This window comes from Butyricicoccus sp. AF18-9LB (assembly GCF_027684505.1).
Lineage (GTDB): Bacteria > Bacillota > Clostridia > Oscillospirales > Butyricicoccaceae > Agathobaculum > Agathobaculum butyriciproducens.
The window spans coordinates 1-13984 of record NZ_JAQCWA010000030.1; the positions used below are offsets into that span (position 1 = coordinate 1).

At 55.0% G+C, this 13984-nt stretch carries 16 protein-coding genes and 4 pseudogenes; 11 read left to right on the top strand and 9 right to left on the bottom strand.

The genetic code is table 11. The features are described 5' to 3' along the window. Nucleotides 1-280: 280 nt before the first annotated feature. The 4 genes and pseudogenes from PGY33_RS12600 to PGY33_RS12615 form a co-directional block, all read left to right on the top strand. Nucleotides 281-391, top strand: a pseudogene (locus PGY33_RS12600) (4Fe-4S ferredoxin); the annotation flags it as partial. 78 nt (nt 392-469) lie between these two features. Next, a pseudogene (locus tag PGY33_RS14560) lies at nt 470-769 on the top strand (rubredoxin); the annotation flags it as partial. Continuing rightward, a pseudogene (gene hcp, locus PGY33_RS12610) lies at nt 651-2147 on the top strand (hydroxylamine reductase); the annotation flags it as partial. The pseudogenes PGY33_RS14560 and hcp, both read left to right, overlap by 119 nt. Before the next feature lie 309 nt (nt 2148-2456). After that, nucleotides 2457-3374 (top strand): DUF4300 family protein, encoded by a 918-nt coding sequence (locus PGY33_RS12615; RefSeq protein ID WP_243022934.1) that lies wholly within the window; start codon nt 2457-2459, stop codon nt 3372-3374. Between the two features lie 324 nt (nt 3375-3698). Here PGY33_RS12615 and PGY33_RS12620 read toward each other — a convergent pair whose 3' ends face one another. The 5 genes from PGY33_RS12620 to PGY33_RS12640 all read right to left on the bottom strand — a co-directional run bounded on the left by PGY33_RS12620 (nt 3699) and on the right by PGY33_RS12640 (nt 6183). Then, nucleotides 3699-3971 carry a hypothetical protein gene (locus tag PGY33_RS12620; RefSeq protein WP_118480771.1) on the bottom strand — a complete coding sequence of 91 codons (273 nt, stop codon included), beginning with the start codon at nt 3969-3971 and terminating at the stop codon, nt 3699-3701. A gap of 107 nt (nt 3972-4078) precedes the next feature. Beyond that, nucleotides 4079-5002 carry a thioredoxin-disulfide reductase gene (trxB, locus tag PGY33_RS12625; RefSeq protein ID WP_118480769.1) on the bottom strand — a complete coding sequence of 308 codons (924 nt, stop codon included), beginning with the start codon at nt 5000-5002 and terminating at the stop codon, nt 4079-4081. A 10-nt stretch (nt 5003-5012) separates the two neighbouring features. Beyond that, nucleotides 5013-5333 (bottom strand): thioredoxin, encoded by a 321-nt coding sequence (gene trxA, locus PGY33_RS12630; protein WP_118480767.1) that lies wholly within the window; start codon nt 5331-5333, stop codon nt 5013-5015. Between the two features lie 11 nt (nt 5334-5344). Then, entirely contained in the window at nt 5345-5761 is a 417-nt protein-coding gene (locus PGY33_RS12635) for an RrF2 family transcriptional regulator (protein ID WP_118480765.1), read from the bottom strand. A gap of 2 nt (nt 5762-5763) precedes the next feature. Next, nucleotides 5764-6183, bottom strand: coding sequence for a rhodanese-like domain-containing protein (locus PGY33_RS12640; protein WP_118480763.1), 420 nt, complete (start codon nt 6181-6183; stop codon nt 5764-5766). 97 nt (nt 6184-6280) lie between these two features. Here PGY33_RS12640 and PGY33_RS12645 point away from each other — a divergent pair, with 97 nt between their 5' ends. Further along, the gene (locus PGY33_RS12645) at nt 6281-6739 is read left to right on the top strand and encodes an ATP-binding cassette domain-containing protein (protein ID WP_243022933.1); all 459 of its coding nucleotides are present in this window, start codon (nt 6281-6283) and stop codon (nt 6737-6739) included. Between the two features lie 15 nt (nt 6740-6754). Here PGY33_RS12645 and PGY33_RS14565 read toward each other — a convergent pair whose 3' ends face one another. The 4 genes and pseudogenes from PGY33_RS14565 to PGY33_RS12655 all read right to left on the bottom strand — a co-directional run. Continuing rightward, a complete protein-coding gene (locus PGY33_RS14565) occupies nt 6755-6883 on the bottom strand; it encodes a hypothetical protein (protein ID WP_442861233.1) in 129 nt (42 codons plus the stop codon). A gap of 11 nt (nt 6884-6894) precedes the next feature. Next, nucleotides 6895-7053 carry a hypothetical protein gene (locus PGY33_RS14570; RefSeq protein WP_442861232.1) on the bottom strand — a complete coding sequence of 53 codons (159 nt, stop codon included), beginning with the start codon at nt 7051-7053 and terminating at the stop codon, nt 6895-6897. Beyond that, complete coding sequence (locus tag PGY33_RS14575) at nt 7053-7391, bottom strand: hypothetical protein (RefSeq protein ID WP_442861231.1); 339 nt, start codon at nt 7389-7391, stop codon at nt 7053-7055. Before PGY33_RS14575 ends, PGY33_RS14570 begins: the two co-directional genes overlap by 1 nt. Then, nucleotides 7388-7786 (bottom strand): annotated as a pseudogene (locus PGY33_RS12655) (response regulator transcription factor); the annotation flags it as partial. The gene PGY33_RS14575 and the pseudogene PGY33_RS12655, both read right to left, overlap by 4 nt. Before the next feature lie 181 nt (nt 7787-7967). Between PGY33_RS12655 and PGY33_RS12660 the strand changes: the two are divergent. From PGY33_RS12660 to PGY33_RS12685, 6 genes are all read left to right on the top strand, one after another. After that, nucleotides 7968-8114 carry a CD1871A family CXXC motif-containing protein gene (locus tag PGY33_RS12660; RefSeq protein ID WP_270478907.1) on the top strand — a complete coding sequence of 49 codons (147 nt, stop codon included), beginning with the start codon at nt 7968-7970 and terminating at the stop codon, nt 8112-8114. Nucleotides 8115-8139: 25 nt separating this feature from the next. Further along, nucleotides 8140-9015, top strand: coding sequence for a 4Fe-4S binding protein (locus PGY33_RS12665; RefSeq protein ID WP_442865581.1), 876 nt, complete (start codon nt 8140-8142; stop codon nt 9013-9015). Beyond that, nucleotides 9012-9971 (top strand): TlpA disulfide reductase family protein, encoded by a 960-nt coding sequence (locus tag PGY33_RS12670; protein ID WP_270478911.1) that lies wholly within the window; start codon nt 9012-9014, stop codon nt 9969-9971. The genes PGY33_RS12665 and PGY33_RS12670 overlap by 4 nt, the downstream gene beginning before the upstream one ends. 250 nt (nt 9972-10221) lie before the next feature. After that, nucleotides 10222-11187, top strand: coding sequence for a peptide-methionine (R)-S-oxide reductase MsrB (gene msrB / locus PGY33_RS12675; RefSeq protein WP_442865582.1), 966 nt, complete (start codon nt 10222-10224; stop codon nt 11185-11187). A gap of 138 nt (nt 11188-11325) precedes the next feature. Further along, on the top strand, nt 11326-11973 hold the full coding sequence (locus tag PGY33_RS12680; protein WP_118480757.1) for a YcxB family protein: 648 nt from the start codon (nt 11326-11328) through the stop codon (nt 11971-11973). Between the two features lie 724 nt (nt 11974-12697). After that, entirely contained in the window at nt 12698-13864 is a 1167-nt protein-coding gene (locus PGY33_RS12685; RefSeq protein ID WP_442861230.1) for a KilA-N domain-containing protein, read from the top strand. Nucleotides 13865-13984 lie beyond the last annotated feature (120 nt).

Sequence of the window (13984 nt, forward strand, 5' to 3'; positions counted from 1 at the left end):
TCCACCGCGTCTCCGGCGCGGAGCAGGCGGGAGCCTTTGGGGAAGGTGTCGATCCTCGCCCCAAGGCAGGAGAGCATGGCGGCAAGCTCATCGTCGGAAATGCCGGAGAAAAGCGCCGCGGTGTGGAGTACCGGAAAAAATTCTTTCATAAAAATCCTCTTTCGTTGAAAATTCAACCGACTTGTTGCCTTTAGTATAGTACAATGAGCGCAGAAAAGCAACAGGAGGACCGAACATGAAGCGACGGATCATTGAAATCGATCAGGAGAAGTGCAACGGCTGCTGCGGCGGGCTGGAACTGGCGGCGAAAAAGGCGCTCCAGCAGAGCGGAAAATTCATTCCGTGGCAGGTGGTCACCGTAACAGTGGACGGCCGGCTGGTGGAAGAATAACAAAATCATTAGAAAAAGGAAGGAAGAAGCACAATGAAGTATATATGCAGTCTTTGCGGTTGATAATATGACGAGAGCGCAGGTTATCCAGAGGGCGGCATCGCCCCCGGAACGCCCTGGAGCGAGGTGCCGGAGGATTTTGTGTGCCACCTGTGCAATGTGGGAAGGAGTTCTTCGAGGAGGCGTGAGCTTCTGATAAAAGGACATAATTTGAACCGAAATAGGAGGAAAACGATAATGGATCATAAAATGTTTTGCTTATCAGGACGAGCTGACGGGCGCGCTCATTGGGCTGGCAAGAGCCACGGACGGCGATACACCGGTCAATGCCGATACATGGCGGCTGATGATCGAGGGACTGTTCACCACCGTCACTAATGTGAACTTCAACGAAAAGACCATTCGCGAGTTGATCGAACAGGTGCACGCGGAAAGGGAACGACTGGCACCAAACTGCTCTGGCTGCGGCTCTCGCTGTGGGCGGAATGATGATTATGATATGAATTTGCTCTGGAACGCGCAGGAGGATATTCGCAGCCTCAAATCTCTGATCCTTTTCGGCGTGCGTGGCATGGCGGCCTACGCCCATCACGCCATGGTACTGGGCTATACCGATGAGGAAGTGAACCGCTTTTTCGCCAAGGCACTCTTTGCTGTAGGCGAGGACTGGGGCATGGATGCGCTGCTGCCCATCGTCATGGAGGTGGGCGAGAAAAACCTCAAGTGTATGGCGTTGCTGGATAAGGCCAACACCGAAAGCTACGGTACACCCGCGCCTGCCACTGTCCCGCTGACGGTGGAGAAGGGGCCGTTCATCGTCATCACAGGCCACGACCTCCACGACCTGAAGCTGCTGCTGGAGCAGACCGAGGGTAAAGGCATCAACATCTACACCCATGGCGAAATGCTGCCTGCCCACGGCTATCCTGAACTGAAAAAATATGCCCATCTCAAGGGCAACTTCGGCACGGCGTGGCAGAATCAGCAAAGAGAATTTGCCGACATCCCTGCACCGGTGCTGTTTACCACCAACTGCCTGATGCCGCCGAAGGCAAGCTACGCCGACCGCGTGTTCACCACAGCGGTGGTATCCTACCCGGAAATGACGCATATCGGCGAGGATAAGGACTTCACCCCTGTCATCGAAAAGGCATTGGAGCTTGGCGGCTACAACGAGGACAAGCCGTTCACCGGCATCAACGGCGGCGGCACGGTCATGACCGGCTTCGGACACGGCGCGGTGCTTGGTGTGGCAGATCAGGTGATCGATGCGGTAAAGAGCGGCGCTATCCGACACTTTTTCCTGGTCGGCGGCTGTGACGGAGCCCGTCCCGGACGGAACTACTACACCGAGTTTGTCAAGCAGACGCCCGCCGACACTGTGGTGCTGACCCTTGCTTGCGGCAAATTCCGCTTCAATGACCTGGATCTCGGAACCATTGGCGGCCTGCCTCGACTCATGGATGTAGGCCAGTGCAACGACGCTTACGGTGCTGTCAAAATCGCGCTGGCCTTGGCGGATGCCTTTGGCTGCGGGGTCAACGACCTGCCTCTGTCTCTGGTGCTTTCGTGGTATGAGCAGAAGGCAGTGTGTATCCTGCTGACGCTGCTGTATCTGGGGATCAAGAATATTCGCCTTGGCCCCACGCTGCCGGCGTTTGTCTCGCCCAATGTGCTGAACTACCTTGTAGAGAATTTCGGCATTGCTCCCATCACCACCCCGGAAGAGGATCTGAAGGTGCTGCTGAAGCGCTGACAAACCGTAATGCGGCTGCGGAGAGGAACATCTCCGCAGCCGCACTTTATTGAAAGCAATCATTGAAGGCATGGCATTTATCCTCGCCACTCATGATTGTCTGTTTACTTTTTTGTTCTTTGCTTCGATACTCCTACACACCGCCTGCACCAGATAATGCTTCTCATGGCAGAACACCTGGAGATGTGAGGAAAGTTGCTTGCTGCAAAAGCCGCAACACTTTGTATATCTTAACATAGGTTTTATGATCCGGTGCTATAATAACCTTAGCAAATCGAGCAATCGCCAAAGAAAGGACAGATTAGAACTATGAGATCACGATGGAAAATCACTTTTATTATATGTGTTGTGCTTATTGCCGCCGTACTTGCAGGCTGCGGCGCAGCCGAGCAGCGTCCGGCATTGGAAAAAATTGAATACACGAACCTGAACGACAGTGGTTCGAGGGAACTTTTGAAGGAGCTGCTCTCCGACACAGGCGTGCCGGACGGGCGTATTCAGAGCTTTTTCCGCCGTGTGGACCGCTTTAATGACAGCGTGAAGCAGGAATGGCTTACGGATGGCTTTGAGGAAGCGGAGCTGCTGTATACGAAATATGACCCTTACGCAATGCAGGACGAATGGACGGCGAAGAACGGAACGTTTCCGGGCTATAACTGCCGGATTACCGCCATGAACCTGTTTGGGGACTTCCTCTCCGTGAGCGCAGACTCTCAAATCAATGCTGGTGAAGATGTGCTGTTTGCGGACGAGGAAGCGCTGAAAACAGATCCCGATGCGCTGGGCGGAAGCAGCCTTGCAGATTTCCGCGCACTGTATTCCTCCATGAAGGCGGAGGATACCACGGAGATCAAGCGTCATGTGCAAACCGTACAAGAGGAATGGGCTTCCCGCGGCGTTGCCTTTCGGGAGAATGAAAGAATCCGTCTCATCACGGTATTCTTCCACGATAAGCCGACCGAGGAGGAATCTCTGCTGTTTGTCGGGCATGTTGGCGTTCTTTTGACGGCAGAGGACGGGACGCTGTACTTTGTAGAAAAGGTTGCCTTTCAGGAGCCGTACCGGATGCTGCGCTTTGCCGACCGAACGGCACTGAGTGATTATCTTATGGGAAAATATGACACCTCGTGGGGACAGGATACGGCGACTCCCTTTATCATGGAGAATGACAAGCTCATGGACGGCTGGCGTCCAAACCCGGATAACAGAAGCTCCGCGCACGGCTAAGGACTGCGTATTGCTGCTAAACTATGCATGAAGTCTTTAGAGGAATCATGCCGGAACGCTTATTTCTCTCTTTTCTGGAATCTGCTTAACTATTTCAGGATATTCTTATTACAAATCTTGCTGAATAAGGCGTAAAGCTATGAAAAAGGAGTGCCCATTGGGGCACTCCTTTGCTCTGTTGGAACAGTGCGAAGCTGTCATTTTAAGTCTGCTTCTTTATCATAAAGCATTGGCATTCAGTTTTTTAAATTCCACATAGGCTACGGCAAAGGCACAGACCTGCCGTGTGCAGCCGGGGATGGTATCCTTGAGATAGAAATGTGGTTATTTTTCTCGAAAGAGCGAAACAGAGTTTAATAGAATGGATATCCCTACACACACCCACAGAGCCTTGCTCATGGTTGGCATGATATCCATCAAGCCTCCCCAATCTTCATTTAGCACACGCATCGCTCCGTCTGAATAAAACGAACATACGGTCAATGCAGTGAACGATAGGGCTGCGAATCTAAACCATTTTTCATTCTTGTTTTTAAAAGAGTAAATCAGATTGAATCCTGTAAAAATGATCGCAGAAATTCCGAAAAACAGCCACATATATATGATCTCCTTAATCTAACATGCCCTGCGCTCTTTTGAGGAAAGGCTCACAATCGTATCGCTTACGGACAGGAACTGCCGTTGAGAGGATCGTTTGCAGCCCTTTACCGATTCTCCGCCAGATATTCCTCCGCGTAGTGGACGGCTACCGCGCCGTCCGATACGGCGGTGACCACCTGCCGCAGCGCCTTGGTACGCACGTCGCCCACGGCGAACACGCCGGGAAGATTCGTGCGGGTGGATTCGTCTGCCACGATATAGCCGGACTTGTCCAGCACCAGCTCGCTTCGGAACAGCTCCGTGGCCGGGGCGCGTCCCACGCTGATGAACACGCCGTCACAGGCAAGGTCACGTTCTGCGCCGGTGTTGACGTCTTTTAGCCGAAGCCCCGTCAAGCGGCTTTCGTGCAGCAGTGCGGAAACGGTGCTGTTCCAGCGGAATTCCACGTTGGGCGCGTTCATCAGCGGCTCATGATAGACCTTCGTCGCCCGCAGGCTGTCGCGGCGGTGGATGAGATAGACCTTCTTTGCAATACGGGACAGGGCGAGAGCGTCCGCCGCGGCGGAGTTGCCGCCGCCCACCACCGCCACGGTCTTGCCCCGATAGGGCGCGCCGTCACAGGCGGCGCAGTAGTGGACGCCCTTGCCGATGAGCGTATCCTCGCCGGGAACGCCCAGGGGACGGGGCGACGCGCCGGTGGCGATGACCACCGTGCGGCCCTGAAAGACGCCCTCGCTGGTTTCCAGCGTCTTGATCTCCCCGGAAAGGCTGGCCTTGTACACCTCCGCCAGCTCCGTCACCGCACCGAAGCGCTCCGCGCTCTGCTGCATTTTTTCGCCCAGCGTAAAGCCGTCGATGCCGTCCTCAAAGCCGGGATAGTTGTCGATCTGCTCCGTCAGCGCCATCTGCCCGCCGGCAGAGAGCTTTTCCAGCACCAGCGTGGAAAGTCCGGCACGGGCGGCATACAGGGCGGCGGTGTAACCGGCGGGGCCGCCGCCGATGACGATCATATCATAGATCTGCTCCATAATCGTGTCCTCACTGCGCCAGCGTTTCCTTGATGAATGCCTCGATGGCCGCCTTGGAGGCGGGAGCAACAACAGAGCCGAGAACCTCGCCGTCCTTGAAGAGCAGCAGCGTGGGGATGGTGTCGATGCCGAAGCGCTCGATGAGCTGCGGCTCCTCGTCGTAGTTGATCTTGCCGGAGATAAGCGTGTCGGCATACTGCTCACCCACCTTGTCAAAGGCTGGAGCAATGCGGCGGCAGTAGGGGCACCACTGCGCCCAGAAATCCACCAGCACGGGCTTGTCCGCGCGGAGAACGTCGTTTTCAAAGCTGTTGGTCGTAATGGTAAGCATCGTATATCCTCCTATTTCTGTGTAAAAAGCTGTGTTTCAATATCTGTGATCGTAATGTGCGAGAGATAGGCGGCGCATTCCTCGTTCATGTTCCGATACAGCGTGTCCATGACGCCCGCCATGCCGGAGCAGATGGCGCAGTCCCGGTCGATGTCGCCGCTGTGCCACGCACAGTCCACAAAGCGGGTATTTACCGCCTCCGCCACTTGCCGCAGAGTCAGGCTCGCAGGATCGGCCGTCAGGCGGTAGCCGCCATCCAGGCCCTCCCGGGTCTCCACCATTCCTGCCTTTTTCAGCCCCGCCAGCACCCGGCGGACGCGAGTGGGGTTGGTGCAGATGTTCTCCGCCAGCGCTTCGCTGCTGAGAGAGCGTCCGCTGTGGCTCAGGCAGACCAGCGCGTGGACTGCCAGATTAAAGGAGCTGTTCACAATTATCCCTCCTTCACAAGCTCGTAGGGCCAGTCGATGACGCCTCCGAAGTCGTAGACACTCTGATACCCAAGCGCCAGCAGCTTTTGGGCGGCATCCTTGCTGCGGCGGCCGCTGCGGCAGTAGATCAGCAGCGTTGCCTCCTTATCGGGCAGCGCCTCGGGCATTTCGCTCCCGATGCTTTCGTTGGGGACAAGGACAGCGTTTTCAATATGTCCGCCGTCGTATTCCTCCCGGGTGCGAACGTCCACCACCACGACCTCCTGTGAGGCCATCATCTCATAGGCTTCCTCGGCGCTGATTTTATGATACGCCGCCTTCTCTGCCACGTCCTCCGTATCCTTTTTTGTTTTGGACAGCGTGCAGCCAGCCAGCAGTGCCAGCGAGGCGGTAAGTGCCGCAAAAAGCAATATCTGACGCATAGATTCACCTCCGAAATAACTGTGTCTGTTTTGATAACAGTTTATACTGTAACTATATCAGACACAGTTTGAACTGTCAAGAGTTACTCGCAAAAAAATGACAAAACATATCCTGATAGACGGGAAAAAAGCAAGATCGGCAGTCCGGTGCAGGGAAATCTATTACTGCGGCAACGACATGTCAACGCAGTTTTTTATGGCAAGCGTGGCGGAGGAGCTGCTGCTGAATACCAGATTGACGGAAGAAAACAAAGACCGTACCAGACATTTGCTGAAAGAATTTGGGCTTTACGAGTACAGGGATGCGCACCCGTCAACCCTGTCTGGCGGGCAGAAGCAGCGCCTTGCCATCGCCTGCGCCATTTTTTCTGGCCGCAGGATATTGATTCTTGATGAGCCCACCAGCGGCCTCGACGGGCAGAATATGCGCCTCATCACGGAAAGGCTGAAAAGCGAAGCGCGGAACGGCAGAACCATTCTTGTGATCACCCACGACAGGGAACTGATTGAGAGCTGCTGCGATAATGTTGTGGAGGTTGAAAAACGATCGCCATGAATCAGCCGAGGACTGTTATGTGATATCCGCGCCGGAGGGATCGCTTTCTGTCCTTGCCGGCAGCTCGACCGCGATGGTCGTGCCCTTGTCCGAGCTTTCCTCCACCCAAATGGAGCCGCCGTGGAGATCGGCGATCTCCCACACCAGAGAAAGCCTCAGTCCCGCGCCACCTGCCGCAGATTGCTCATCTCCAGAAGTGTCCTGGTCATCTGTATCAGCCGTTCCGTCTGCTCACGCAAAAGCGTGAGGAACTCCGCCGTCTCCGGTCGCACATCGGGATGCTCTGCGGAGAAAAGCTCCAGCTGCGCCTGCATCAGCGCCAGCGGCGTGCGCAGCTCGTGGGCGGCGTTGCCGGTGAACTGCCGCTGAGCAGCGTTACCGCCGCCGTGATGTACCAGTTGGTGGTGCGGAAGCGCCCCTGCACACCATCGACGACGATGGTCAACTCCTCGTTGGGCGCTATGAGCTGCGGGTCAAAGCTCGCCGCTCCGCCATCATTCAGGATCACCGTGCCGCCCTGTAAACTGTCCGCAATGGTGTCCATATAGTACACACCGGAGGAGCACAGCAGTAAATTCATGGCCACGCAGGTGATGCCGATGAGCAGGACGGTCATCAGCGTGATGCGCCACTGCAGGGAAAGCCGCCTCATTCCTCCTCGCCTCCCATCAGATAGCCCTCGCCGATGCGGTTGCGGATGGGGTCATAGCCCAGCACGGCGCGGAGCTTTCTGCGCAGGGCGGAGATGCGGACGCGAATGGAATTGCTGAAGCTGTCCACGCTATTGTCCCAAACGTGATCCATCAGCTCCTCCTGACTTACTGGCCTTCCTTGATGCACCATCAGGTATTCGAGTATCCCTGTTTCCTTGCGAGTCAGCGTCAGCGTCTGCCCGTTGACGGCGGCGGTACGGGAGTGGGTGTCAAAGGTCAGGCCTCCGCAGCTTAGCAGCACATCCTGCTGGGTGAACTGCCGCAATGTCAGGCTGCGGATGCGGGCCTCCAGCTCTGCCAAGTGGAAAGGCTTTGCCAGATAGTCGTTCGCCCCGGGCGCGTTCATCTTCAATTACTAAAAGGTGCATAAGAGCCCTACTTTTTATTTCTTCGTTTTTGTGTTGCTTTCATTATAGAAAAAACAGATAAGAGTTGCCTTAAGTTTTCGTTCTTAACAGAGACTTTAACTCTCCCGCGCTATAATGGGGGTAGAAAATCGGAAAGGGTGATGGAAAATGAGCTGCGGGAAAAAGGCCGCGGCGCAGATCGTGCTGCTGATGGCCGGAGCTGCCATGCTGTGCTTCGGTGTCTGGCGGGGCGAGGCGGCGACAGTGCTGAGCAAAGCAATCCAATTATGTCTGGAGTGTGTGGGCATTGGGTAAAAAGTTTTCAGGCGTTTCACAGACCGTGTCCCGCTTCCGGGGTTGGATTCAGGCGGGGGCGACGCTGCTGACCAACCTGCATCTGCCGAATTTCCTCAAGGGCAGACTGTATCAGGGGGCAGGGAAGACCGTCTGCGTGCCGGGGCTGAACTGCTACTCCTGTCCGGCGGCCTCCGGAGCCTGTCCCATCGGGGCGTTTCAGGCGGTGGTGGGATCGTCCAAGTTCAGCTTCTCCTACTATATCACAGGCTTTCTCATTTTGCTGGGAGTCCTGCTGGGACGCTTTATCTGCGGCTTTCTATGCCCCTTCGGCTGGTTTCAGGAGCTGCTGCATAAAATCCCGACAAAGAAGCTCTCCACAAAGAGGCTGAAGCCGCTGACATACCTGAAATACGCTGTCCTGCTGGTGATGGTCATTCTCCTGCCGGCGTTCCTTGTGAACGATGTTGGCATGGGAGACCCGTTCTTCTGCAAATACCTCTGCCCCCAAGGCGTGCTGGAGGGAGCCATCCCGCTGTCCATTGCCAATTCCGGCATCCGGGCGGCGCTGGGCAAGCTGTTTACATGGAAATTCAGCATCCTGCTGTCGGTGATTGCGCTGAGTGTACTGTTCTACCGACCGTTCTGCAAGTGGCTCTGCCCGCTGGGCGCGTTCTACGCGCTGTTCAACCGGGTGTCCCTCTTCCAGATGAAAGTGGATAAGAATAAGTGCGTCTCCTGCGGGAAATGCGCCAGAGCCTGCAAGATGGATGTGGATGTGACGAAAACGCCCAACCATACCGAGTGCATCCGCTGCGGAATGTGCATCCGCGCCTGCCCAACGAACGCCGTGAGCTTCCGCTACGGCTTCGGCAACGGGAAAGACACAACAAAGAAAATAACGATGGAGGAATCAAAATGAACAGAAAGAGAATTTTTACACTGGCTTTTGCCGTGCTGATGTTGCTGGCCTTGGCGGCCTGCGGGACGAAGAACAATGACAAGATGGGCGACATGAGCGGCAACGGCTCTGCCATGACTGGCGAAGCGAAAAACGCCGAGGAAGCGCTCGCCATGCACAAAGAACTCATGGCACAGGAGAACGCGCTCCTGTCGGAAAAAACTGAGCTCTGGGAGAAGGTGTTTATGGCGGCCGATAAGGGCATGACCATGCAGGAGGACGGCAAAAACTACGGCGACTTCCTGCTCAAGACCATCGAGGACGCCAAGGAAGAGTTCAGCGATGAGGAGTATGAGTGGCTGAAGGAGTCAGCCACGGAGATCAGCAATATTGAAAACAAGTTGACCGAGTTGGAAGAGAAGTATCCTGAGATTATGCAGAAATCCATGGACGGCGATATGAGCATGCCCGCGGGCAGCGACACGAGCAACCCTCCCGACGACGGCAGTATGCAGAAATTCCCCGTCTTTGATGGCAAGGATCTGGATGGCAACACGGTGAAGAGCGACGAGCTGTTCTCCGCCAACGCCGTCACCGTGGTGAATTTCTGGTTCACCACCTGCAATCCCTGCGTGGGTGAGCTTGGCGAGCTGGACGCGCTGAACAAGGAACTGACGAAGAAGGGCGGCGCGCTCATCGGCGTCAACACCTTCACGCTGGACGGCGACGAGAAGGCCATTGCCGAGGCGAAGGATGTGCTTGCCAAGAAGGGCGCTACCTATCAGAATGTGTATTTTGACTCCGACGGTGAGGCGGGAAAGTTTACCACCAACATCTTTGCCTATCCCACCACCTATGTGGTCGACCGCAGCGGCAATATCGTGGGTGAACCCATCGTAGGCGCCATCACGGAAAAGAAGCAGGCGGAGACGCTGCAAAAACTCATCGACCAGGCTCTTGCCGCCGATATGGGCTGACCTGAGATTTAAAAAAGTGCCTGCTGCGCGCCATTGCATTGCCCTCGGCGGGCAAGGGGCGGAGTGAGCCCTGATTCCCCTGAAAGGAGGAAACGTGATGTATCGAAGTGTATTAGCCCTGCTTTTCGCCGCAGTGCTGCTGCTGAGCGGCTGCGCCGCCGGGAAGCAGACTGTGCCGAAGGAAAAGAGCGGACAGGAAGCAAACATGGACGGCCCGGCTTTTGACCGGTCCGACGAGGAGATCACCTATATGGATACCACAGACAATGTCATCTATCTGGCGGGCGGCTGCTTCTGGGGCATGGAACAGCTGATGCAGTCCATCCCCGGCGTCATCGACGCCGAGAGCGGCTACGCCAACGGCACCTGCGAGGCGGATGCCGATTACAAGACCGTCTGCAAGGGAGAGACCGGCTTTCGGGAGACCGTGCGGGTAGAATACGACCCCGAGCAGGTGAGCCTCGACGCGCTGCTGATGGCGTACTTCTATGTCATCGACCCCACGGTACAAAACCGGCAGGGCAACGACCGGGGCAGCCAGTACCAGACCGGTGTCTACTTCACCAACGAAAGCGCGAGAGAAACGGTGAAGCGCATCGCGGAGATCGAGCGCGGCCGCAGCGAGAAATTCTTCGTGGAGATCGGCCCGCTCAAAAACTACTATCCCGCCGAGGAATATCACCAGAACTACCTCGAAAAGAATCCGGACGGCTACTGCCACATCCCGCGCGCGGAGATGGATCTCTTTTCCCGGCTGCGCATCGACCCAGGCGACTATCAGAAGCCCGCGGCGGAGTCCATCCGGGACAAGCTGACGGCGGAGCAGTACCGTGTTACGCAGGAGAGCGGCACAGAGCGCGCTTTCACGGGCGAGTTCTGGGACAAGTTTGAAAAGGGCATCTATGTGGATGTCGTCACCGGTGAGCCGCTCTTTTCCTCCACGGATAAGTACGAAAGCGGCTGCGGCTGGCCTGCTTTCACAAAGCCCATCGAGGGCCCTGCCGTAGTGGAAAAAGAGGATCTGAGCCACGGCATGCGCCGCACAGAGGTCAGAAGCCGCGCCGGAGACTCCCACCTCGGCCACGTGTTCACCGACGACCCGGAGTCGCCCAACGGCGTGCGCTACTGCATCAACAGTGCGGCCCTGCGCTTCGTCCCCTATGAAAAAATGGAAGCCGAGGGCTACGGATATCTGCTGCATCTGTTTGAAAAATAGGATGCAAGCGGTCGGCAATTCTTATGCAAAGTACCATCAGCACATCACAGCATATCGGACTGCCGTCGGGCAGTCCGATATGCTGTGAATGGATTTTCCGGCACTCTCAATGAGCTGATTTCGAAACGGAGAAGCACCATGTATCTTTTTCAAATAAGCAACTACGATGACCCTGCTGTGGACAGAGAAACCGTAGAGCTGCTGCACCAGTGTTTGGAAGCTGAAAGCCGGCGGCGCTGCCCTGCTATGTGGAATGCGATAGACCGCATCAGAACTCACGCCGCGAAAGGCCCGGCGCGCGAAAAGCGGACGGTGCGCTACCGCATTTATGGCGTGTTCCTGCTGGCTCTGGGCCTTTTGACGCTGATTCTTGGTTTGATGCCGCCAAAAACCACCGCGGGAATCATTGTGGGCGGAGCCGTGATCATTGCAGGTTTGCTGGAGTTTGCCCTTGCTCGCGGAAGAACGCCGCCGCGCATGCCGGCATCCTGCAAAAAGGAGGCGTGGAAAGCGCTGAAGCTGCGGCGGGCCGTTGATTGGGAAAAATTCAAAACCATTATCCGCTTCGAGGATGCCGGTGTAACGATCTGCGCAGAGGAGAAGGAAGAACATCTCTCTTATACACGGATAAAGAGCGTCTTTGAATCATTGCATTTGTGGCTTGTGGTCTGCGACGATGAACGCGCGCTGCTGCTTCAGAAAAAGGACCTGAGGTCCGGGAACGCAGACAGCTTCCTCTCTGACATCATTTCAAAAATGAACACAGGAGCAGATGCATCCGGCTGAACATGGCAGCTATGTGACGTCACCAGCCCGTTTGTCCCAGTGGGACTTCAACTATGGTCCAGCTATCGACGGAAGCGCACAAATGAGCGATTTCCAGAAGGATGATCGGAGGCAGATGAATAAGCGAGGGATAGCTTTTATAGTAGTAGATATCAGGGCTGTTGTCAGCAAAATGTAGGGACAAGAGGCCAATCGGTAGGCAACGAACATGGGAGTCGAAGCAGCATTCTATACCCGCCTAAGAAATAACCGGCAGGCATTCGACCACTGAGAAAACACCATCTGATACATCCCCCTGTTCAGAACTTCTGAACAGCCATCCATGTCGAAAGCGGAGAGACTGCGATACAGCAATCTCTCCGCTTTTCTGTCGTGATCTTCTGCTTTGAGCGCAGAGGCCGAACCTGCACGATAATGAAAAACATGGCTCCAAGCCGGAACAGGCGGTTCTTATGAGGTATCCTCACATCCGCGGCACTGTCGATGCTGTCCAAAGGCAGCCCACCCTCATTCCTCTAAGGACGGGCATCGGATGCCCTGACTTTTTGCGTCCTTTTGAGGATACCCCGCCTCCGTCCACCATCGTTACCCACAAATATCCTTATGCCCACAGCGGTGTCGCTGTGGGCTTTTTTGCGCTCTGTGCGCAACCCCGCTGCCGCGGCCCACCACCCGTTTCCGAGATTTGCAGCCAACCAAATTTCAGAATACGGAGGAAGCATATATGGGCTTTAATTACGCGGCTGAAAAGAAGAAGTTTGAAACGCTGTGGGCAAGACTCCGGCGTGAGTATCGAGCGGCAGGGATGTCCGATACCGCCATCCAGAAGATGCATGACTTCGATTGGGAGGTTTTCAAACAGGAGAGGATATACCGCCTTCATACGCAGAACATGGGCATCGGCATCTTTGACGAGCCTTCCACCGAGCAGGAGGACAAGTCCGCATTGATGAAAAAGTTTTTGGAATCGGTCAGCCACTGGGACGATTACACAACAGCGTCAAGGTACGGCTGGATCGAAGAAGTCGATGATCCGTCGATCTACAAGCAGCTTCAAGCATTGAGAAAGGCGGATCTTGAGCTCTTGACACTCATTGTAGTGGATGGGTTTTCTCAAACGGAGATTGCGCGCTATAAGAGCGATGCACCAGATAATGTAATCAAAAACTGGATGCGTAACCGTGACACGATTGAATTTCTTGGGCTGTGGGAACAGCTCAACAACCCAGAATTTAAACCCGTCGAATTCGACGGGTTTAGAACGCAGGCTGGATCAAATGCCTTCACCATGTCTCCGGAGAAGTGGATCGGAGGTACCGGAGCGGTCGGCATCATCTCTAAGGCCGGGCGCTACGGTGGAACATTTGCGCAGAAAGATATTGCGTTTGAATTCGCTTCTTGGATCTCTGCAGAATTCAAGCTATATATCATCAAGGACTATCAGCGCCTGAAGAATGACGAAAATAGCCGTCTTGCGCTGGGATGGAACTTGAATCGGACACTTGCAAAAATCAATTACCGTATCCACACGGATGCAATCAAAGATGTACTGATCCCGCCGGATGTGACCCCACAGCGTCAGTGCTTTACCTACGCCGATGAAGCAGATGTGCTGAATGTTGCACTGTTCGGCATCACGGCAAAGGAATGGCACCAGACACACCCGGATTCCAAAGGAAATATTCGGGATGAAGCAAGCCTGCAACAATTGATCGTTCTTGCTAATCTTGAAAGCATCAATGCGGAGTTGATTCGCCAAGGAATCCCCCAGAGTGAGAGACTGCTCCGGTTGAACGCCAGCGCAAAGCAGATGATGCAGTCCCTTGTAGGAGATCATCGCATTGACGAATTTAGAACATATGGTGAACTGCCGAATAAGAAAAGCAAATAAGCCCTAAGTATATATATTAAAACTAAGGCAACACCGCACAATTAAAGCGGCGGTGCTTTGCGGAAATTTTGTGCCCTGACTTTGTTGCAGTTTCACGGTAATACATCAAGTATTACCGCA